This is a genomic window from Bradyrhizobium sp. LB11.1 (assembly GCF_040549385.1).
In the GTDB taxonomy this organism is placed as follows: Bacteria; Pseudomonadota; Alphaproteobacteria; order Rhizobiales; family Xanthobacteraceae; genus Bradyrhizobium.
Map to the genome: position 1 here is coordinate 1 of NZ_JBEPTH010000006.1, position 18,284 is coordinate 18,284.

Annotated in this window: 17 protein-coding genes, 1 other RNA gene and 1 pseudogene; 6 read left to right on the forward strand and 13 right to left on the reverse strand. The window is 63.7% G+C overall.

Going from position 1 to position 18,284, the window contains the following annotated elements:
• Positions 1–262: 262 nt before the first annotated feature.
• Entirely contained in the window at positions 263–1,966 is a 1,704-nt protein-coding gene (locus tag ABIA96_RS16970) for a recombinase family protein (RefSeq protein WP_354138201.1), read from the forward strand.
• Here the strand turns inward: ABIA96_RS16970 and ABIA96_RS16975 are convergent.
• The 8 genes and pseudogenes from ABIA96_RS16975 to ABIA96_RS17010 form a co-directional block, all read right to left on the reverse strand.
• Positions 1,945–2,025: pseudogene (locus tag ABIA96_RS16975) on the reverse strand (acyl-CoA thioester hydrolase); the annotation flags it as partial. The gene ABIA96_RS16970 and the pseudogene ABIA96_RS16975 overlap by 22 nt on opposite strands.
• A gap of 8 nt (positions 2,026–2,033) precedes the next feature.
• The gene (locus ABIA96_RS16980) at positions 2,034–2,405 is read right to left on the reverse strand and encodes a type II toxin-antitoxin system VapC family toxin (RefSeq protein WP_354138202.1); all 372 of its coding nucleotides are present in this window, start codon (positions 2,403–2,405) and stop codon (positions 2,034–2,036) included.
• Positions 2,402–2,593 carry a type II toxin-antitoxin system VapB family antitoxin gene (locus tag ABIA96_RS16985; RefSeq protein ID WP_354138203.1) on the reverse strand — a complete coding sequence of 64 codons (192 nt, stop codon included), beginning with the start codon at positions 2,591–2,593 and terminating at the stop codon, positions 2,402–2,404. The genes ABIA96_RS16980 and ABIA96_RS16985 overlap by 4 nt, the downstream gene beginning before the upstream one ends.
• Positions 2,594–2,644: 51 nt before the next feature.
• A complete protein-coding gene (locus ABIA96_RS16990) occupies positions 2,645–3,562 on the reverse strand; it encodes a metallophosphoesterase (RefSeq protein WP_354138204.1) in 918 nt (305 codons plus the stop codon).
• A 129-nt stretch (positions 3,563–3,691) separates the two neighbouring features.
• Positions 3,692–4,750 (reverse strand): Holliday junction branch migration DNA helicase RuvB, encoded by a 1,059-nt coding sequence (ruvB, locus tag ABIA96_RS16995; RefSeq protein WP_354138205.1) that lies wholly within the window; start codon positions 4,748–4,750, stop codon positions 3,692–3,694.
• 125 nt (positions 4,751–4,875) lie between these two features.
• On the reverse strand, positions 4,876–5,493 hold the full coding sequence (gene ruvA, locus ABIA96_RS17000) for a Holliday junction branch migration protein RuvA (protein ID WP_354138206.1): 618 nt from the start codon (positions 5,491–5,493) through the stop codon (positions 4,876–4,878).
• Positions 5,490–6,017: a crossover junction endodeoxyribonuclease RuvC gene (gene ruvC / locus ABIA96_RS17005; RefSeq protein WP_354138207.1), complete on the reverse strand. Its 528-nt coding sequence runs from the start codon at positions 6,015–6,017 to the stop codon at positions 5,490–5,492. The genes ruvA and ruvC overlap by 4 nt, the downstream gene beginning before the upstream one ends.
• A gap of 78 nt (positions 6,018–6,095) precedes the next feature.
• Positions 6,096–6,842 carry a YebC/PmpR family DNA-binding transcriptional regulator gene (locus ABIA96_RS17010; RefSeq protein WP_354138208.1) on the reverse strand — a complete coding sequence of 249 codons (747 nt, stop codon included), beginning with the start codon at positions 6,840–6,842 and terminating at the stop codon, positions 6,096–6,098.
• A 207-nt stretch (positions 6,843–7,049) separates the two neighbouring features.
• Between ABIA96_RS17010 and ABIA96_RS17015 the strand changes: the two genes are divergently transcribed.
• From ABIA96_RS17015 to ABIA96_RS17035, 5 genes are all read left to right on the forward strand, one after another.
• On the forward strand, positions 7,050–8,792 hold the full coding sequence (locus tag ABIA96_RS17015) for a methyl-accepting chemotaxis protein (RefSeq protein WP_354138209.1): 1,743 nt from the start codon (positions 7,050–7,052) through the stop codon (positions 8,790–8,792).
• 106 nt (positions 8,793–8,898) lie between these two features.
• Positions 8,899–10,323 carry a methyl-accepting chemotaxis protein gene (locus tag ABIA96_RS17020; RefSeq protein WP_354138210.1) on the forward strand — a complete coding sequence of 475 codons (1,425 nt, stop codon included), beginning with the start codon at positions 8,899–8,901 and terminating at the stop codon, positions 10,321–10,323.
• 690 nt (positions 10,324–11,013) lie between these two features.
• Entirely contained in the window at positions 11,014–11,478 is a 465-nt protein-coding gene (locus tag ABIA96_RS17025; RefSeq protein ID WP_354138211.1) for a (2Fe-2S)-binding protein, read from the forward strand.
• 8 nt (positions 11,479–11,486) lie between these two features.
• Positions 11,487–13,664 (forward strand): xanthine dehydrogenase family protein molybdopterin-binding subunit, encoded by a 2,178-nt coding sequence (locus ABIA96_RS17030; protein WP_354138212.1) that lies wholly within the window; start codon positions 11,487–11,489, stop codon positions 13,662–13,664.
• Positions 13,661–15,004, forward strand: a complete 1,344-nt coding sequence (locus ABIA96_RS17035) for a c-type cytochrome (protein WP_354138213.1) — start codon at positions 13,661–13,663, stop codon at positions 15,002–15,004. The genes ABIA96_RS17030 and ABIA96_RS17035 overlap by 4 nt, the downstream gene beginning before the upstream one ends.
• A gap of 289 nt (positions 15,005–15,293) precedes the next feature.
• Here the strand turns inward: ABIA96_RS17035 and ABIA96_RS17040 are convergent, their stop codons facing one another.
• The 5 genes from ABIA96_RS17040 to ABIA96_RS17060 all read right to left on the reverse strand — a co-directional run bounded on the left by ABIA96_RS17040 (position 15,294) and on the right by ABIA96_RS17060 (position 17,997).
• Complete coding sequence (locus ABIA96_RS17040; protein WP_354138214.1) at positions 15,294–16,118, reverse strand: TIGR00282 family metallophosphoesterase; 825 nt, start codon at positions 16,116–16,118, stop codon at positions 15,294–15,296.
• Positions 16,096–16,692, reverse strand: coding sequence for a 5-formyltetrahydrofolate cyclo-ligase (locus ABIA96_RS17045; RefSeq protein ID WP_354138215.1), 597 nt, complete (start codon positions 16,690–16,692; stop codon positions 16,096–16,098). The genes ABIA96_RS17040 and ABIA96_RS17045 overlap by 23 nt, the downstream gene beginning before the upstream one ends.
• Positions 16,693–16,791: 99 nt before the next feature.
• Positions 16,792–16,952, reverse strand: a non-coding RNA gene (gene ssrS, locus ABIA96_RS17050) — 6S RNA.
• Positions 16,953–17,296: 344 nt separating this feature from the next.
• Positions 17,297–17,680: a cell division protein ZapA gene (locus ABIA96_RS17055; protein WP_354138216.1), complete on the reverse strand. Its 384-nt coding sequence runs from the start codon at positions 17,678–17,680 to the stop codon at positions 17,297–17,299.
• Positions 17,677–17,997, reverse strand: coding sequence for a DUF4164 domain-containing protein (locus tag ABIA96_RS17060; RefSeq protein ID WP_502918824.1), 321 nt, complete (start codon positions 17,995–17,997; stop codon positions 17,677–17,679). Before ABIA96_RS17060 ends, ABIA96_RS17055 begins: the two co-directional genes overlap by 4 nt.
• Between the last annotated feature and the right edge of the window lie 287 nt (positions 17,998–18,284).

Consider the following 18,284-nt stretch of genomic DNA (forward strand, 5'->3'; position numbering starts at 1 on the left):
TGCTCATCGTCTCTCCTGATTCGCGGGTCAATCTTGCCCGCCGTCAGGCAGAAACTCCACTTATCGCGCTGTTCAGATTTGCGGGACCAGCTCAGATCGCCTCGGGGGCAAAAGGCGATTATCCGACCGCCTGATCCTTCGCACCCTCAAAGTTGGGACAATCCTGACAATGAGGAAATTTGGCTTGAGCTGGCGCGCGCTATCGGACGGCAGCTTGCGCGGGACGAAAATGACGGTTTGGGGCAGCCGATAGGGGAGTGTGATGGCGACAGCGTCACCGAAAAAGAGGGCCGTGCTGTACGCCCGGTATTCGAGCGACATGCAAAAAGCGACCTCGATTGACGGTCAGTTATTGCTCTGCCGGAAGGTCGCCGCGCGCAATGACCTGGATGTCGTGGGTGAATTTGTCGACGCTGCAAAGTCTGGCCTTACCGAAGATGCGCGCGATGGCTATCAGCGATTGCTCAATGGTGTGCGAAAGCATGACTTTGACGTGATCATCGTCGAGCATTTTGACCGCTTGTCGCGCGATCCCGCAACCATTCAGCGCCTCAAGCAGGTGTTTGAGTTCAACCGCGTTGAGCTGATGGATCAGAAAGGCGTTTATGCGACCGCAACTGACATCAGCATCGCAAGTCTCTACAATACAATCTACAAGCCGCAGCTCGCCGACAAGGTTCGGCGCGGGCATGATAACGCCGTCGCCAACGGAAGAATTCCTGGCTCATACGCCTATGGTTATCGGCCGAGGCCGGGCGCGCCTGGAGAGCGGATGATCGATGAGAGCGAAGCGGGGATCGTGCGCCGCATCTTCATCGAGTATACGTCGGGCCGTTCAACGCGAGATATCGCCGCCGATCTCACCCGCGAAGACGTGCCCTCGCCTGGGGCCACCCGTCACAAGAACAAGGCTGGTCGTACCACCTGGAATCATCAGTGCATCACGGGCGGTCGCCACGGTCGCGGTATTATCGGCAACGAGCTGTATATCGGCGAGATACATTGGAATGTTCGCTCAACAATTCTCAATCCGGAAACGCAGAAGAAGCAGAAGCGCCGCAATCCGGAAGAACGCCACATCGTCGTTAAAAAAGCCGAGCTACGGATCATTCCGCAAGAGCTCTGGGATCGCGCGCAGAAGGTTCGCAGTGAGCGCGCCATCCATATGTTCGGGCCGACCGGCAAGCCGCGGCGCCGACCCGTGGTCCCGCGTAACAATGAGCACCCGCTTGCCGGGGTCCTCCGGTGCGGCGTCTGCAGCGGCCATATGCGAATCGCTCAATCATCAAGGAATGGCGGGCCACGCGCCGCATGCGCCAATGCGCATCAGCGAGCCACCTGCGAGCATACGCGCAGCTTTGATATGGACGTTCTGCTGAAGGATGTTGCCGACAAAATGGAACAAAGATTGCTTTCGCCGAAAGCCATTGAAGAGGCGATGCGTGCTTGGAAGGAGGAGCGGAAGAGCGATCAGCGAAAGAACAGCGAACGCTCTAACCTAGAGCGTCGACGCCATGTGTTGAATACCGAGATAGAGCGCTTGTCGTATGCGATCGCAAACAGCCGTCGTAAGCCGGATGAGTTGCTGAAGCGGATAGATGAATGCGACGTGGAGCGGGAAACTGTCGAAGAGCGATTGCGGTTGCTCGGCAATGGCGGCGAAAACGTGATCTCTTTCGATAATCCGAATTTCGGGGACCGGTACCGCTCGGAGGCTAAGAGACTGGTCACCGCGCTCAAGATAAATCCGAAGGCTATCGAAACCCGCATCGGTTTCCGCAACTTGGTTGACTGCATTATAGTGCATCCGGTGCGCAAGCGGAAGCCCTACGAATATACACCGTACCTCAACGCCGCTGCCCTTTTCAGCATGAAATTTTTCTCGGAAAACCGCGCTAAAACAGGGAAGATCAGCCCGTTTGGCTACTACGACAACGTCCAGTCAGAGAAATCCGTGTCCTCGTAATAGACGCGGACCTGCATGTGGTGGCGGCCGTCGCGGATCTCGCCGTCGAGATGAGACATATGGGCACTCACAGGATGTCCGCAGCCAATCTTAACGACCTGGCTGCCGCCAGCAATCGCTTGTCACGCGTCCAGATCGAGGCCTCGACCGTCAACATCGTCGATGCCAGCAGATGGACACCGACGTATCCAATGCCCAGCCCGGACAGCTTTCGCTTGACGATGAACTTGAGGACTTCGTCATTGCTGGCAATGGCAGTCTTGGGAAGAGTATTCAGATCGCCAAGCATGTCGGATGCCGTCGGCACGCCTCCCAGGAACAATTCGCCGATCACGAACGGATGAATGACGATATCCCCATGATCGAGTAGGCTAGCCAGCTGCGCATCCGCGCGGCGGAAATGGTCGACCCAGATCGACGTGTCCGCCAGGACTTTCATTTGGGCCTGCGGCGCGGCGGAGCCTTGGTGTTGGGTGCAGTCCCTCCCATTCGGGCGAGACGCCGTGCGGCCTCCCGCTCAACGAAGGCCTTCAAGGCTTCCCTGATAACAGCCGATTTTTCACTAACGCCGGCGAACTCCTGCGCTTTGGCAAATAGCTCGTCGTCGATCGCAATCGTGGTTCTCATGGTGGCACCTCCGCATCAAATATAACATCATTTGATGTGGGATTCCATGCCTTACGCCACCACGGGCGCCCGCCCCAGCGTTACCTCGACGATCTCCGGCGGCATGCCGACGCGAACCGGCACGATGCTGCAACCGAGGCCGCCGGAGATGATGACATCGCATTTCAGGCGCAAATGGCCATAGACGAGCTGGACGCCATGCTGCGGCGGTAGCGCCGGCGACCAACCGAACAGGCGGACCTGGCCGCCATGGGTGTGGCCGGAGAGCTGCAGCGCGACGCGCGCGGGGACGCGCGTTGCGATATAGGGCTCATGCGCGAGCAGGATGATTGGCGCGTCGTCGGTGATTTTTGTCAGCGTCGCACTGAGATCGTCGGCACCGAAGCGCAGCGCGCGGCCGTAACGCTGCGACGGGGCATAAGCGAGCTGATCGCCGAGGCCGGCGAGCCAGAACGGGCGGCCATCCCTGGTGAGACGCACGACGTCGTTCTCGTAGACGGGAATGCCGGCCGCCTCCAGCGCCCGATGGGCGACCGTCGGCCCGTGCCCGATCCGCTGCACAACCTTGTCGTCCCAATAGTCGTGATTGCCCATGACGGCATGAACGCCAAGCGGCGCTTTCAGGCCGGCCAGCACCCTCGCCCATTCATCGGCCGGGATGATGCGCGTCACATGGTGATGGCCGGCAACATAGTCGCCGAGCAGGACGATGAGATCGGGCTTGAGCGCATTGGCCTGGTCGACGATGGCTTCGATCCGCTGCAGCGACATCCAGGGATCGCAGGCGTGGATGTCGGCGATCACGGCGATCTTGAGCGGAAAATCAGCCGGCCATTGTCGCGGACTCGGATGATAGCGGGTGATGCGCGGCCGCAACTCCGGCTCGACGCCGACGCCATAGGCCGCCGTCGAGATGCCGAGCGCGGAAAGACCGCCGACAGAACGGATGAGATGACGCCGAGAAATCATGGAAGCCTGCTTGTGATGCGCTTCCGTGATGCGGCCTGATTTGAGCGGAATTGGGGTGTACTTGTGCAGATCATTTGCACGGAGATTACCGCAAGTTCATGACACCGGGGCAATGTGCGCTTGCACGGATCACTCGTCGCTGTCGTCGGTCCCGAACAGGCCGAACTGGGCTGCCGCATCGCGCGACGGCTCGGCGATGCCGAGATGGCGGAAGGCATGCGAGGTGAGCAGGCGGCCGCGCGGCGTGCGCTGAAGGTAGCCGCACTGGATCAGATACGGTTCGATGATGTCCTCGATCGCATCGCGCGGCTCGGACAGCGCGGCGGCCATCGTCTCGACGCCGACCGGGCCGCCACCATAATTCATCGCAATGGTCGTGAGGTAGCGGCGGTCCATGGCGTCGAGACCGGCAGCGTCGACCTCGAGCGCACTCAGCGCATGGTCGGCGATCTTGCGGTCGATCTTGTCGGCGTCCGCCGCCGAAGCAAAATCGCGCACGCGACGCAACAGACGGCCGGCGATGCGCGGCGTGCCGCGGGCGCGGCGCGCGATCTCGTTGGCGCCGTCGGCGCTCATGCCGACATTGAGCACGCGCGCGCCGCGGGTGACGATGCTCTCCAGCTCCTCGATCGTATAGAAGTTGAGGCGAACCGGAATGCCGAAGCGATCGCGCAGGGGATTGGTGAGCAGGCCGGCGCGCGTGGTGGCGCCGACGAGGGTGAATTTCGACAGCTCGATCTTGACTGAGCGTGCGGCCGGGCCTTCGCCGATGATGAGGTCGAGCTGAAAATCCTCCATCGCGGGATACAGCACCTCTTCTACTGCCGGGCTGAGGCGATGGATCTCGTCGATGAACAGTACGTCGCGCTCTTCGAGATTGGTGAGAAGCGCGGCGAGATCGCCGGCCTTGGCGATCACGGGGCCCGACGTGGCGCGAAAACCGACGCCGAGCTCCTTGGCCACGATCTGCGCCAGCGTGGTCTTGCCGAGGCCGGGCGGGCCGACGAACAGCACGTGATCCAGCGCCTCGCCGCGCTTGCGCGCCGCCTCGATGAAAATCGATAGATTCTTGCGCGCCTGCTGCTGGCCGACGAAGTCGGACAGCGACTGCGGACGCAGCGCGGTGTCGCCGACATCGTCGCTGCGGCGCTCGGGCGACACCATGCGGTTGGCTTTGGGATCGCTCACCTAGCGAACTCCTCGTAGGGTGGGCAAAGGCGCCCTTCGCGCCGTGCCCACCATGTCTCCGATCGCTCCAAAGGTGGCGGGCACGCTTCGCTTTGCCCACCCTACGAGATCGAACATTGCCGCGCTCACTTCGCGAGCTCCTTTAGACCGAGACGAATGAGCTGCGCCGTTTCCGCGTTCTCACCCGCGTTGCGCGAGGCTGACGCGATGGCTGCAGCCGCCTGCGGCTGGCCGTAGCCGAGATTGACCAGCGCCGAGATCGCGTCAGCAACGGGGCGCGGCGCGCGCTGTTCGTCGACGGCGCCGGCGAGATGCACGACGGCGGGATCGACATTGGCGAAGGCCGGCGCCTTGTCCTTCAATTCGGTGACGATGCGCTCGGCCACCTTGGGCCCGACGCCGGGGGTGCGCGCCACCGCAGCCTTGTCGCGCAAGGCAATCGCGTTGGCGAGATCGGAGGGCGCCAGCGTACCGAGCACGGCAAGCGCGACTTTTGCCCCCACGCCCTGCACGGTCTGGAGCAGGCGAAACCATTCGCGCTCCTGGTCGGTGCGGAAGCCGAACAGCTTGATCTGGTCCTCGCGGACATAAGTCTCGATCGACAGCACGGCGGCTTCGCCCGGCGAAGGCAGATGCTGCAGCGTGCGCGCCGAGCAATGCACTTGGTAACCAACGCCACCGACGTCGAGGACGACATAATCCTCGCCATAGGAATCGATCAGGCCCTTGAGCTTGCCGATCATAGTCCCGCCACTTTCAGCCGCAGCGCCGCGCTCTGGCGGTGATGGGCATGGGTGATGGCGATGGCGAGCGCATCCGCGGCATCCGCCGACGGCGGCTCGGCCTTGGGCAGCAATATCTTCAGCATCATCGCAATCTGTTGCTTGTCGGCATGGCCGGCGCCGACCACAGTCTTCTTCACCTGGTTCGGCGCGTATTCGGCGACACTGATGCCGAACATCGCAGGCGCCAGCATGGCGACGCCGCGAGCCTGGCCGAGCTTCAGCGTCGCGACGCCGTCCTTGTTGACGAAGGTCTGCTCGACCGCGGCTTCCATCGGATTGTGATTGGAGAGAACTGCCGCGAGCCCCTCATGGATCGCCAGCAGCCGGCTCGACAGCGGCAAATCGTCCGGCGGTTCCACCGAACCGCAGGCGACATAGATCAGGCGATTGCCGTCGGCCTCGATCACGCCCCAGCCGGTTCGGCGCAGGCCGGGGTCGATGCCGATGATGCGAACGGGTTGGCGAATCGGGAGCGCGGTCATGGGCCAGTGATAGCGGTTGGCCCATCATAGCGAAACAGAAACAGAACAGAAGTCCCCGGGGAAAGGCGGGCTCGTGCCCTATCCGCCCATCTTCGCGATCAGCGCGTCCGACACCTCGAAATTGGCGTAGACGTTCTGGACGTCGTCGTGCTCGTTGAGCAGGTCCATCAGCTTCAGCAGCTTCTCGCCGGTCTCGTCATCGACCGCGACCGTGTTCTGCGGCTTCCAGATCAGCGCGGCCTTGCGTGGCTCGCCGAACCTGGCTTCCAGCGCCTTGGCGACGTCGCGATAGCCTTCGGTCGAAGCGTAAATCTCGTGGCCGCCTTCGCCCGAGACCACGTCGTCTGCGCCGGCCTCGATCGCGGCATCGAGCACCGAATCGTCATCGGCGACGCTGCGGTCATATTCGATGATGCCGGTGCGGTCGAACATGAAGGAGACGGAGCCGGTTTCGCCGAGATTGCCGCCGGATTTGGTGAAGAAGGAGCGGATGTCGGAGGCAGCGCGGTTGCGGTTGTCGGTCAGCGCCTCGACGATGACGGCGACGCCACCGGGGCCGTAGCCCTCGTAGCGGATCTCGTCATAATTCTCGCCGTCATTGCCGAGCGCCTTCTTGACGGCACGGTCGATATTGTCCTTCGGCATGTTTTCCTGGCGCGCCGCGATGATGGCCGCGCGCAGGCGCGGGTTCATGTTGGGATCGGGCGTCCCCAGCTTGGCGGCAACGGTGATTTCGCGCGCCAGCTTGCCGAACAGCTTCGACTTCTGGGCATCCTGCCGCCCCTTGCGGTGCATGATGTTCTTGAATTGGGAATGTCCAGCCATGCGTGATTTTCTCTAGGGAATCGTGCGCCAAAGGTGAGCGTGGGGAAGCGCGGCCTTATAGGCCGCCAACCCACCGGAATGAAAGAGCCTCTCATACTTTAAGGTAATAACGTAGTGGCCGTGCCCAGAAGTCAGGCATCGTTAACCCCGATTTCATTCCGGCCTGCGAAAATAGCGTCCGCCCATCTCCCGACAAGAGTACACCCAATGGCGTTCGCATTATTTCGGAAGCGCCTGCCGGACATGACCGCACCGGCGGCAGCCCCGCAGGCCGCGCAGCCGGCGGCCGGGCCCGCCCCGGCAGCCGAGGTCGATTCGGCCCGGGAAATCCTGGAACTGCTGGAACTCGAGCTCGGCGCCATGATCCGGCAGCTCGAGCGGGCCGCCAATTCGGTGGCGGGTGGTGCGGAGGCAACCGCGGCGACGCTCTCGGACATCCGCCAGCGCACCGACGCGCTGACCGGGCGGACCAACGCCGCGCAGTCGAACGCCTCGGGCTTTGCGCATGCCGCCGACAAATTCACCCAATCCGCGCTCGGCATCGGCGCGCAGGTCCGCGAGGCCGGCAAGCTTGCCGATCAGGCCAGCGCCGCGGCGCAGGAAGCCCGCGCCAATGTCGACCGCCTGCGCGAATCCTCCGCGGCAATCGGCAATGTCGTCAATCTGATCGCCCAGATCGCGCGACAGACCACGCTGCTCGCGCTCAACTCCACCATCGAGGCCGCGCGCGCCGGTGCCGCCGGCAAGGGCTTTGCGGTCGTTGCCACCGAGGTCAAGGCGCTCGCGGTGCAGACCCAGGGTGCGACCGAAGAGATCTCCAAAAAGATCGACGCGCTCCAGCGCGATGCCGCAGGTTCCGCGGACGCGGTGCATCGTATCTCGCAGGCGATCGAGGCGATCCGCCCGGTGTTTGACACCGTCAACGGCGCAGTGGCCGAGCAGAACGCCACCACCAGCGAGGTCTCCGGCAACGCGAGCAGCGCATCGCAATTCATCATCTCGGTCGGCGAGAGCGCGGCCGAGATCGACGCAGCGACCAAGGCGGCCGAGACCCACGGCGAGAACGTCGCCAGCGCCGGCAAGGCCGTGACGACCTTCGCCCAGAAACTGAAATCGCGCTGCGCCGTGCTGCTCCGCCAGAGCGAGCACGACGACCGCCGCAAGACCGAACGACTGCCCTGCCACCTCAAATTCGAGAGCCCGCGCGGCGTGTTGCCGATCTACGAGATCGCGATGGACGGCGTGCTGGTCGGCGGTGCGGAAGCAAGCCGGTTCGCGCCGCAGGCAATCATCGACGGCACCCTCGAAGACGTCGGCGCCTGCCGCCTGCGTGTGGTCGAGCAGTCCAAGGCCGGCGCCCGCGCGCAATTCGTCGGCCTCAATGCCGCACTCCGCGAGAAGATCGAGGACAAGCTCTGGTCGATCCACGAGGAGAATACGGAGTTGGTCACCCGCGCGATGGAGGCGGGCACCGCGCTTGCCAGGATTTTCGAGCAGGCGGTCGCGCGCGGCGAGGTTGGGATCAACGACCTCTTCGACGCGGATTACGCCGAGATCGCCGGCACCAATCCGCAGCAATACCGCACCAAATATCTGGACTGGGCCGACCGCGCCCTGCCGCCCTTCCAGGAAGCCTTTCTCGCCAAGGAACCGCGCATGGCGTTCTGCGCCATGGTCGACCGCAATGGCTTCCTGCCGGTCCACAACAAGATCTATTCGCATCCGCAGCGGCCGGGCGATGCCGCCTGGAACACGGCCAACTGCCGCAACCGGCGCATCTTCAACGATCCGGCAGGGTTGGCGGCGGCGCACAATCTGCGCTCGTATTTGATCCAGAGCTATGCGCGCGACATGGGGAACGGCAACACGGTGATGATGCGCGAGATCGATGTTCCGATCCGCGTGCAAGGTCGGCACTGGGGCGGATTTCGCACCGCCTACAAACTTTAGTGCACGCTCAGGCAAGACGCCCGGCGCGAATCACGTCTTTAAGTGAAATTGGAATGGGAATGCCGCGGAGGGCCGGCGGACGGCTCCGACTGAAGGAAGCCCGTAAATGTCCCTCGCCCAGCTTGCAGTCATGGACACCGGATCAAACCGGACGCTCGCCGAGCGGCTGATCGACCAGCTAGCGGACCGGATCGGTGGTCTCGGGGTCGAGCTCGCCGACATCACCGGCAACGTCCAGGAGGTCGCCAACCGCGTCGCCAACCAGTCGGAACGGTTCCATCACCTGCAGAAGACGGCGGAGACCATGGTCTCGGCCAACCACGATATCGCCAACGCATCGCAAGCCGTGCAGTCGACCACGTCAGCGGCGGTCGGCGAGATCGCGCAATCGCGCGGCGCGGTCGATGCCGCAGTCAGCCACATCTCCGAGCTCGTCGCGGCGGTGGAGCGGATCGAGGCGCGGCTGAGCGCTGTCGGCTCGGCGCTGACACAGGTCGCAAAAGTCTCCGGCTCGATCGAAGCGATCGCCAAGCAGACCAATCTGCTTGCGCTCAACGCGACGATCGAAGCAGCGCGCGCCGGCAATGCCGGACGCGGGTTCGCCGTGGTTGCAAGCGAAGTCAAAAATCTCGCGGAGGCCACCCGCCAGGCCACGCACCAGATCTCCGACACCGTGCGCGATCTCGACGGCCAGATCGAAGGCCTGATCGGCGAGAGCAGCGATGCATCCCAGCGCGCGAAGACGGCCGGCGAAGGCGCCCAGCAGATCTCCGGCATCATCTCGCGCGTGCAACAGGGCTTTGCCTCGGTGGAAGCCGAGATCGACAGCGTCACGCGGGCGGCGACCTCCAATCTCGGCCATTGCGACACCGTCATCAACGAGCTCAACGAGCTCGCCAAGGGCGTCGACCTTTCCTCGCGCGATCTCAGGAACGCCGACCAGCGCGTGACGAAGCTGCTCGATACTTCCGAGGGGCTGATCGCGCTGATCGCCGACAGCGGGGTGGAGACGTCGGATGCGCCGCTGATCCGAATCGTCGTCGACACCGCCAAGCGGATCTCGGCCGAGTTCGAGGCCGCGGTCGATCGCGGCGAGATCACGCTCGACCAGCTCATGGACGAGAGCTACCGGGAGATCGCCGGCACCGACCCCAAGCAGTTCAACACCGCCTATGTCGACTTCACCGACCGCGTGCTGCCCGCCATCCAGGATCCGATCCAGAAGTCCGATCCCCGCATCGTGTTCTGCGTCGCCTGGGCCAGGGGCGGCTATCTGCCGACGCACAATCCGAACTACCGGCTGCCGCAGGGCAAGGACCCGGTCTGGAACAACGCCAACTGCCGCAACCGCCGCCTGTTCACCGATCGCGCGGTGAAGAAGGTCGCAGCCAACACAAAACCCTTCCTGCTGCAAACCTATCGCCGCGACATGGGCGGCGGGCAGTTCGTGCTGATGAAGGACCTGTCGTCGCCGATCATGGTCCGCGGCAAGCACTGGGGCGCATTCCGGATGGGTTTTCGGCAGGGCTGACGACCGTCGCGACGCCACTCCGGATCAAAACGTCGAAAACAACCCCATGCACAGTAGCCGGGACGTGGGTCATCAACGATTTACGCCCGCAGGTCACGACGCAGCTTGACTCGTCGGGCAAAACAGGCGCAGAATGCTATTATTCCGAAATAGCGCCAGCAGGATGGAACTGTCGCGGTTGTGACGACTGCCAGAGCAAGCGCCTCGTCCTTCGAGACGACCGCTTCGCGGTCTCCTCAGGATGAGGCTGAGCAACGTAAGCACCGTTCGAGATTGCTGCTAAGCACCGTTCGAGATTGCTGCCGCGCGCTCCGCCCTCATCCTGAGGGCCCGCCGCAGGCGGGCGTCTCGAAGGATGGCTGCAGGCGAGAACGTGCCCTCACCCGACTTTCACAATCGCACGACTTTCGTCTTTGCACGGCATTGCGCATTCGCACGATCATCTGCGGCGATCGATGACGCGCATGACGAAAATGCGTCAGAAAATGATGCTTATCATATCAATTAGCCCAAAAGCGCCGCACGGATCGCCGCACAAATTCGTGAACGTCATGGCCTGACGCGCCGGCAGCGCAAATCTGCATTGCCAGAAATAACGGCGCTTCATCGTTTCACACTCGTATGATTATTGTCGCGCGCGAATTCGCTGACTAGATCGCCGCAAGCGATCTGGCGAAGAAGGGGATGCATATGGCCACAGTTCTCACCATTAACGGCGAAACGAAATCCTTCGACGCGCCACCGGAAATGCCGCTGCTGTGGGTGTTGCGCGACATCCTCGGAATGACCGGCACCAAATTCGGCTGCGGCATCGCGCAATGCGGCGCCTGCACGGTGCATGTCGACGGCAAGGCAGTGCGCTCCTGCGTGCTGCCAGTTAGCGCGGTCGAAAACCGCGCCATCACCACCATCGAACATGTCGGCAGCACGCCGTCAGGCGCGAAGGTGCAGAAAGCCTGGCTTGATGCCGAAGTGATCCAGTGCGGCTATTGCCAGTCCGGCCAGATCATGTCGGCTGCGGCTCTGCTGGCGGCAACGCCCAACCCTGACGATGCCGACATCGATGCGGCGATGGCCGGCAACATCTGCCGCTGCGGCACCTATGTGCGCATCCGCGAGGCCATCAAGCTGGCCGTCTCCGGCCGTCAATCGTGAGGTCCGCCATGATCACCGACAAGACTCTTCCCAACGTCTCCCGCCGCGCGCTTCTGACCGGCGGTCTCGCCACGGGCTTCCTGCTCGCCTTCCATCTGCCGCTGCGCGCCGCCGTCAACGAGCCGGTACAGCCGCGCGATGCGACTGACGGCAAGTTCGCGCCCAACGCCCTCATCCGCATCGACGAGACCGGCCACACCGTGCTGATGATGCCGCAGGTCGAGATGGGCCAGGGCACCTACACCTCGATCTCGGCCGTACTGGCCGAAGAGCTCGACGCAGACTGGAGCAAGGTCGAGGTCCAGCATGCACCGCCTAACGATAAGCTTTACGGCAATCCCCTGTTCGGCATCCAGGTGACCGGTAACTCCAACTCAATCCGCTCCTGGTGGACGCCGCTGCGCAAGGCGGGCGCCACCGCGCGCGCGATGCTGGTGCAAGCCGCGGCCAGCGAATGGGGTGTTGAGCCCGCAAGCTGCACGGCCTCGAAGGGCGAGGTCGCGCATGCCGCGAGCGGCCGCAAGCTCGGCTATGGCGAACTGGCGCTTGCCGCGCAGGGCCAGACGCCGCCCAAGGACGTCGCGGTCAAGGACCCCAGGGACTTCGTCCTCATCGGCCAGCCCTTGAAGCGGCTCGATACGCCCGACAAGGTCAACGGCAAGGCTGTCTACGGCATCGACGCGATCCTGCCCGACATGAAGATCGCGGCGATCGCCAATTGCCCGGTGTTCGGCGGCAAGGTCGGCAAGGTCGACGACAGCGCGGCGTTGAAGGTCGCCGGCGTACGCAAGGTCGTCGTACTCGACGACGCCGTCGCCGTGATCGGCGATCACATGTGGGCGGCGAAGAAAGGTCTCGAAGCACTCAAGATCGAGTGGAACGAGGGCCCGAACGCAGGGATCAACACCAGGGACATCTGGCAAAACCTGCGCGATGCCAGCGCCAAGGACGGCGCGGTCGCGAAATCCACCGGCGACATCGCCAAGGCGCTCGCAACCGGCGACAAATTCGAGGCGGCTTACGAACTGCCGTTCCTGGCGCATGCCTCGATGGAGCCGATCAACGCCACCGTGCGGATCACGAAGGACTCCTGCGAGATCTGGACCGGCACGCAGATCATGACGCGGGTGCAGTCGGAAGCGGCGAAGGCCGCCGGCCTCCCGGTCGACAAGGTGATCGTCAACAACCACCTGCTCGGCGGCGGCTTTGGCCGCAAGCTCGAGCCGGACATGGTGATCGCGGCGGTGAAGATCGCCAAGCAGGTCGACTACCCAGTCAAGGTGATCTGGACCCGCGAGGAAGACATCCAGCACGACGTCTACCGTCCGGTCTATCGCGACCAGATCACGGCCTCCCTGGTCGATGGCAAGGTCGCGGCCTGGAAGTACAAGGTTGCGGGCTCCGCGATCATGGCACGCTGGTTTCCGGCGGCGTTCCAGAAGGGCATCGACATCGACGCGATCGATGCCGCGGTCGATGCGCCCTACGACTTCGCCAATTTCCATGTTGAATACGTTCAAGTCGAGCCGCCGGCGGTGCCCACGGGCTTCTGGCGCGGCGTCGGTCCGAACAACAACGTGTTCGCGGTCGAATGCGCCATGGACGAGCTCGCGCGCAAGGCCGGCAAGGACCCCATCGAATTCCGGAAGTCCATGCTGACCAAAAACCCGCGCATGCTTGCGGTGCTCAACCTCGTCGTGGAAAAATCCGGTTGGGGCCAGCCGCTGCCGCCGCGCGTCGGCCGCGGCGTCTGCGTGCAACCGTCATTCGCGAGCTTCATCGCGACCGTGGTCGAAGCGGAGATCGACGACATCGGCGAGATCACGCTCCGCCGCGTCACCTCGGTGGTCGATACCGGCATTGCGGTCAACCCTGATACGGTGAAGGCGCAGATCGAGGGCGGCTTGATCTTCGGTCTCACCGCCGCGCTCTATGGCGAGATCACCATCGAGAAGGGCCGCGTTCAGCAGTCGAACTTCCACGACTACCGCATGATGCGCATCAACGAGACGCCGAAGATCGAGGTCATCGTCGTCAAGAGCGGTGAGGCACCCGGCGGCATCGGCGAGGCCGGCGTCAACGCCGGACCGCCCGCGCTGCGCAACGCGATTCTTGCGGCAACAGGCGTGACGCTGCGGCGCCTGCCGATCGACCGGAAACTGCTGGCTGCCGGGAGGAAAGCATGAGCCGGACAATGCGCATCCTCGCAAGCCTCGTCGTGATCGCCATCGTCGTCGTGGCGCTCGGCGTCTGGATCATCCGCGGGCCCGGCCCGCTCGACTTCGCTGGCGGCACGAAAGTGGCGCTGGCGGACTATCGCGCCGGCAAACCGACCGGCGCGCCTGCCAAACTCGAGAAGGCAAGCCTGATCGAGCGCGGCGAGTATCTGGCGAAGGCGGCTGACTGCATGGTCTGCCACACCAGTCCCGGCGGGAAGGAGTATTCCGGCGGTCTCGGCTTCAAGCTGCCGTTCGGCACGCTCTATTCCACCAACATCACGCCGGACAAGGACACCGGCATCGGCAATTACAGCGACCAGGATTTCCTCAACGCCGTCCAGCGCGGCAAGCGGCATGACGGCGCCTGGCTCTATCCGGCGATGCCCTACACGTCCTACACCTACATGAGCGACGAGGACGTGCTGGCGGTGAAGGCCTATCTGTTCAGCCTGCCGGCGGTGCGCGCCAAGACACCGGACAACACGCTGTCGTTCCCGTTCAACCAGCGCTGGGCGATGATGTTCTGGTCGGCCGTGTTCAATCCGGACACGCGCTTTGCGCCTGATATTTCGAAGAGCCCGGAGTGGAATCGCGGTGCGTATCTGGCCGAAGCGCTGGCGCATTGCGGCGAGTGCCACACGCCGCGCAATCTCGGCTTTGCGTTGGACAACCGCAAGAAGTTCGCGGGCGCCATCACGGCCGGCTGGCACGCCTTCAACATCTCCTCCGACAAGGCCACCGGTCTCGGCAATTGGCGTGATGAGGATCTGATCGCGTATCTCTCGCTCGGCCACGCGCCGGGCCATGGCTCGGCCTCGGGTCCGATGGGCGAAGCGGTCGACCACAGCTTTAGCCAGTTTGCGCCGGAGGACATCCGCTCCATCGTTGCTTACTTGCGCAGCGTACCGGGGGTGCCCTCACCCGATCTTCCCGCCACCACAGCGCCCGTCGCACCCGCCTCGCACAAGGAAGGTGTGACGGCGGATGCACGTGGCAAGATGCTGTTCGCCGGCGCCTGCGCCAGCTGCCATGGCTGGAGCGGCGAGAGCCCGGTGTCGCCGATGGCGACGCTGACCGGCACCTGGGCCGTCAACGACCCCGCCGCTACCAACGTCGCGCAGATCGTGCTCTCAGGCACCAAGCGCCACACGCCCGACGGCGCGCTGTCGATGCCGGCGTTCGGCAATGCGTATAGCGACGACGAGATCGCGGCGGTGGCGAATTACGTCACCGCGCGGTTCGGGACCAAGGGCTCGAAGCTGACGGCGAAGGATGTGGCCGAGCTAAGGGAGCAGACGGCGGAGTAGGTCTCGCCGCGAACTCCAATGCCCCTTCTCCCCTTGTGGGAGAAGGTGGCGCGAAGCGCCGGATGAGGGGTATCTATCCACGAACGCAGTATCGTAGGGTGGGCAAAGCGCAGCGTGCCCACCAGTTCTTGCCGTCTTGAATCAATCGTGGGCACGGCGCAAATGCGCCTTTGCCCACCCTGCGATTCCCGATTCTTGGAGAGACACCCCTCACCCGTCTCGCCGCTTACGCGGCGAGCCACCCTCTCCCGCAAGGGGCGAGGGTGCACCGACAATGCCGCTCGAAAATTCAGCTCAACCAGAACTTCGGCGTCGCCGGCTCCAGCCTTCCACCCACACGGACTGGTGCGATCTTCAGCGCCAGCCCCGTTGCATCATCCGTTTCGATCGCCACACCGCTCAACGTCGCCACGCCCACCGCCGGCTCAAAGCGGCCAGATGGAATTCCCGATGTAAACCGTCGCAGCGGTTCTTCCTTCTGCATGCCGATGATGGAATCGTAATCGCCGGTCATGCCGGCGTCGGTCATGTAGGCGGTGCCGCCGGTGAGGATCTGGTGATCGGCGGTCGGCACATGCGTGTGCGTGCCGACAACGAGGCTGGCGCGGCCGTCGCAGAAGAAACCGACGCCCTGCTTCTCGCTGCTCGCCTCGCAATGGAAGTCGACGACGATGGCGTCCGCGGCAACGCCGAGCGGACAGGCGCCGAGCTCGCGCTCGAGCGCGGCAAAGGGATCGTCGAACGGGGTCATGAAGACACGCCCCAAAGCATTGACGACGAGCGCATGCTTGCCGTTCTTGGTCTCGACCAAAGCGGCACCGCGGCCGGGCGTGCCGCGCGGATAGTTCGCAGGCCGCACCAGGCGCTCGGCGCGCTCGATGAAGACAAGCGCCTCGCGCTGGTCCCAGGAATGATTGCCGAGCGTCACCGCATCGGCGCCGGCATCGAGAAATTCCTGATAGATCGCTTCGGTGATGCCGAAGCCTCCGGCCGAGTTCTCGCCATTGACGACGACGAAATCGAGCGACCAGTCCTTGACCATGCCGGGAAGATATTCGGCGATGGCGTTGCGGCCGCTACGGCCGACGACATCACCCACGAAGAGAATGCGCAACTTCAGAACTCCGGAAATCAAAAAGGTCCGATTCCGTTAGCACATAATCCAGCGCCACGTCGTGGGATAGTGCCGGAACCGCCTTGATCTCCTGCGCTGCAAAAGCGAGCCCGATGCCGACGATATTCTTGGCCTTGCGCAGATGCGCGAAGGTGTGGTCGTAATGCCCCGCACCATAGCCGATACGATGGCCGAGACGGTCGAAGGCCGCGAGCGGGGTCAGCATGATGTCGGGAATGACTTCAGCCGCCGCGGGCGACGGCTCGGGAATGCCGAGCGGGCCGAGCATCAGGCGGTCATTCGGATTCCAGATGCGGAAGATCAGCGACTGGCCGCGCGCGGTGACGCAAGGCAGCGCCAGCCTGACGCCCTGTTCGGCGAGCTTCTTCATCAACGGTATGGGATCAATCTCGCTGCGGATCGGCGAATAGCCGGAGACGATGCTGCCGGGCAGCAGCTCGAACGGCAGCCCGCGCTTGGCGAGTTTTGCAGCGGCCGCGATGCGCTTCTTCTCGCTGAGCGCGTCCCGCGCCGCGAGGGCTTTGGCGCGGAGTTCGGATTTCGAATTGGTCATGCCTCCCCCCAAAGGTCGCCCGCAAACGCGAGGCGATCCGATAGTCCAGAAACGCCAGAGCACGCGATTTCGGTAGGCACGACCAGAAGGAAACAAAAGTGCGAAGCCGCAGACGCCGTTGAAGCGCTCGATCCCGGAGTTCCCTACGAAAGTAGGTGGGCACCATGTGACCGAGCCCACGGGCCCGGCCAGGGACAGTTCCCTAAAGGATCGATAAGGCCCCGGGGATATGTGGCTCCGGACGCGCGTCGCAGCCTCGCCTCGGCAATGTAACAACGATGCTGACGAATCACCAGCCCGGCGACGGTCGCACTCGCGCGGCGTTCACAGTCTCACCCTCCCCTGGAGGGGCAGGGCTATCGCATATGGGCTTCGCGAGGCCTGAGCGAGCGCCTCGTCCTTCGAGACGACCGCTCCGCGGTCTCCTCAGGATGAGGCTGAACGCAGCTTTGCGTGTCGAAATTGCTGCCACGTACTCCGTCCTCATCCTGAGGGCCCGCCGGAGGCGGGCGTCTCGAAGGATGGCCACAAGCGAGCTTCCCGCCGCGTTTTCCTCATATGCGATAGCCCTGCCTGGAGGGCCCCCTCCAGGGGAGGGTGGACATCAGCCGATCGCAATCCCGTTGCCGACGGTCCGGTTCAAGACCTTGGCCGACTTCTCGATGCGCTCGGCTGCGGAATTCAGTGCATTGACGACGGCGGTCTGGGTCATCCGGGCGCGCTCGACGGCGGCGTTGCGGAAATCCCGCAGTTCGGTCAACTCCTGCTCCATGGTGCGGATGCGGTTGCCCGCGTCGACCAGTTCGTCGCAAACGGTCAGTGCCGCCATCACGGTGAGACGCGCATCGCCGATCTCGCCGAATTTTCCGCGCAGCGACTGGATCCGCGTCTCCAGGCCTTCGGCGAGCTTCAACAACCGCACCTCCTGGCCTTCTTCGCAGGCCATGCGGTATTGCCGGGCGTTGATGGTGACGTTGATGTGGCTCATCCGTCCTCTCCGGTATCGAGCACCGAGCGTATCGTGACGATCGCGGAATCCAGCCTGTCGGAGATATCGCGGTTGATGCGCTCGAGCTTGCGCGCCTTCACCAATGCGCCGTCGAGCTCGTCGGCAAGCCGCGAGCGGTCGGCGCCCAGCGCCTGGATTCGCGTCGCGAGCTCGTTCTCGTCGCGATCGGCATCGCGCCTTCGCTCGACCGCGCTTTCGAGCGCGTCGAGTGCCGCGGTGAGTCTGCGCGTCGCGATCTCGATCTCGACGGCAGACGACTCCGTCATGGCGGAACTGTTGAATACGCGATCGTTCATGCAGTCAGCGGCGGACCTTGGTGGCCTTGCCCGTGGCCGTTACCCTGGGGCTTGCCGTCCGGCAAAAGACTCGGTTCGGCAAGCGGTTAGAAGCAGAAATTTACGTGGCAAGCTAGGGAAGCGCAACGCCGCCGCGAAACTATGCACTGCTAGATCGGGACGAGATTCGTCCCGACCTAGCAGTTCCGCTTGGGCATGATCTTATCGGAAAACCGGTCCTCCACTTTGCGCTAACGCGGCCCTTCGGGTCCGGATCATGCCGTAAGCAACTTTTACGGCCAAACCGG

Coding starts and splice junctions, on each gene's coding strand:
- ABIA96_RS16970 (WP_354138201.1), top strand. CDS start 263: ATGGCGACAGCGTCACCGAAAAAGAGGGCCGTGCTGTACGCCCGGTAT.
- ABIA96_RS16980 (WP_354138202.1), bottom strand. CDS start 2,405: ATGAAAGTCCTGGCGGACACGTCGATCTGGGTCGACCATTTCCGCCGC.
- ABIA96_RS16985 (WP_354138203.1), bottom strand. CDS start 2,593: ATGAGAACCACGATTGCGATCGACGACGAGCTATTTGCCAAAGCGCAG.
- ABIA96_RS16990 (WP_354138204.1), bottom strand. CDS start 3,562: ATGATTTCTCGGCGTCATCTCATCCGTTCTGTCGGCGGTCTTTCCGCG.
- ruvA (WP_354138206.1), bottom strand. CDS start 5,493: ATGATCGGCAAGCTCAAGGGCCTGATCGATTCCTATGGCGAGGATTAT.
- ruvC (WP_354138207.1), bottom strand. CDS start 6,017: ATGACCGCGCTCCCGATTCGCCAACCCGTTCGCATCATCGGCATCGAC.
- ABIA96_RS17010 (WP_354138208.1), bottom strand. CDS start 6,842: ATGGCTGGACATTCCCAATTCAAGAACATCATGCACCGCAAGGGGCGG.
- ABIA96_RS17015 (WP_354138209.1), top strand. CDS start 7,050: ATGGCGTTCGCATTATTTCGGAAGCGCCTGCCGGACATGACCGCACCG.
- ABIA96_RS17020 (WP_354138210.1), top strand. CDS start 8,899: ATGTCCCTCGCCCAGCTTGCAGTCATGGACACCGGATCAAACCGGACG.
- ABIA96_RS17025 (WP_354138211.1), top strand. CDS start 11,014: ATGGCCACAGTTCTCACCATTAACGGCGAAACGAAATCCTTCGACGCG.
- ABIA96_RS17030 (WP_354138212.1), top strand. CDS start 11,487: ATGATCACCGACAAGACTCTTCCCAACGTCTCCCGCCGCGCGCTTCTG.
- ABIA96_RS17035 (WP_354138213.1), top strand. CDS start 13,661: ATGAGCCGGACAATGCGCATCCTCGCAAGCCTCGTCGTGATCGCCATC.
- ABIA96_RS17045 (WP_354138215.1), bottom strand. CDS start 16,692: ATGACCAATTCGAAATCCGAACTCCGCGCCAAAGCCCTCGCGGCGCGG.
- ABIA96_RS17055 (WP_354138216.1), bottom strand. CDS start 17,680: ATGAGCCACATCAACGTCACCATCAACGCCCGGCAATACCGCATGGCC.
- ABIA96_RS17060 (WP_502918824.1), bottom strand. CDS start 17,997: ATGAACGATCGCGTATTCAACAGTTCCGCCATGACGGAGTCGTCTGCC.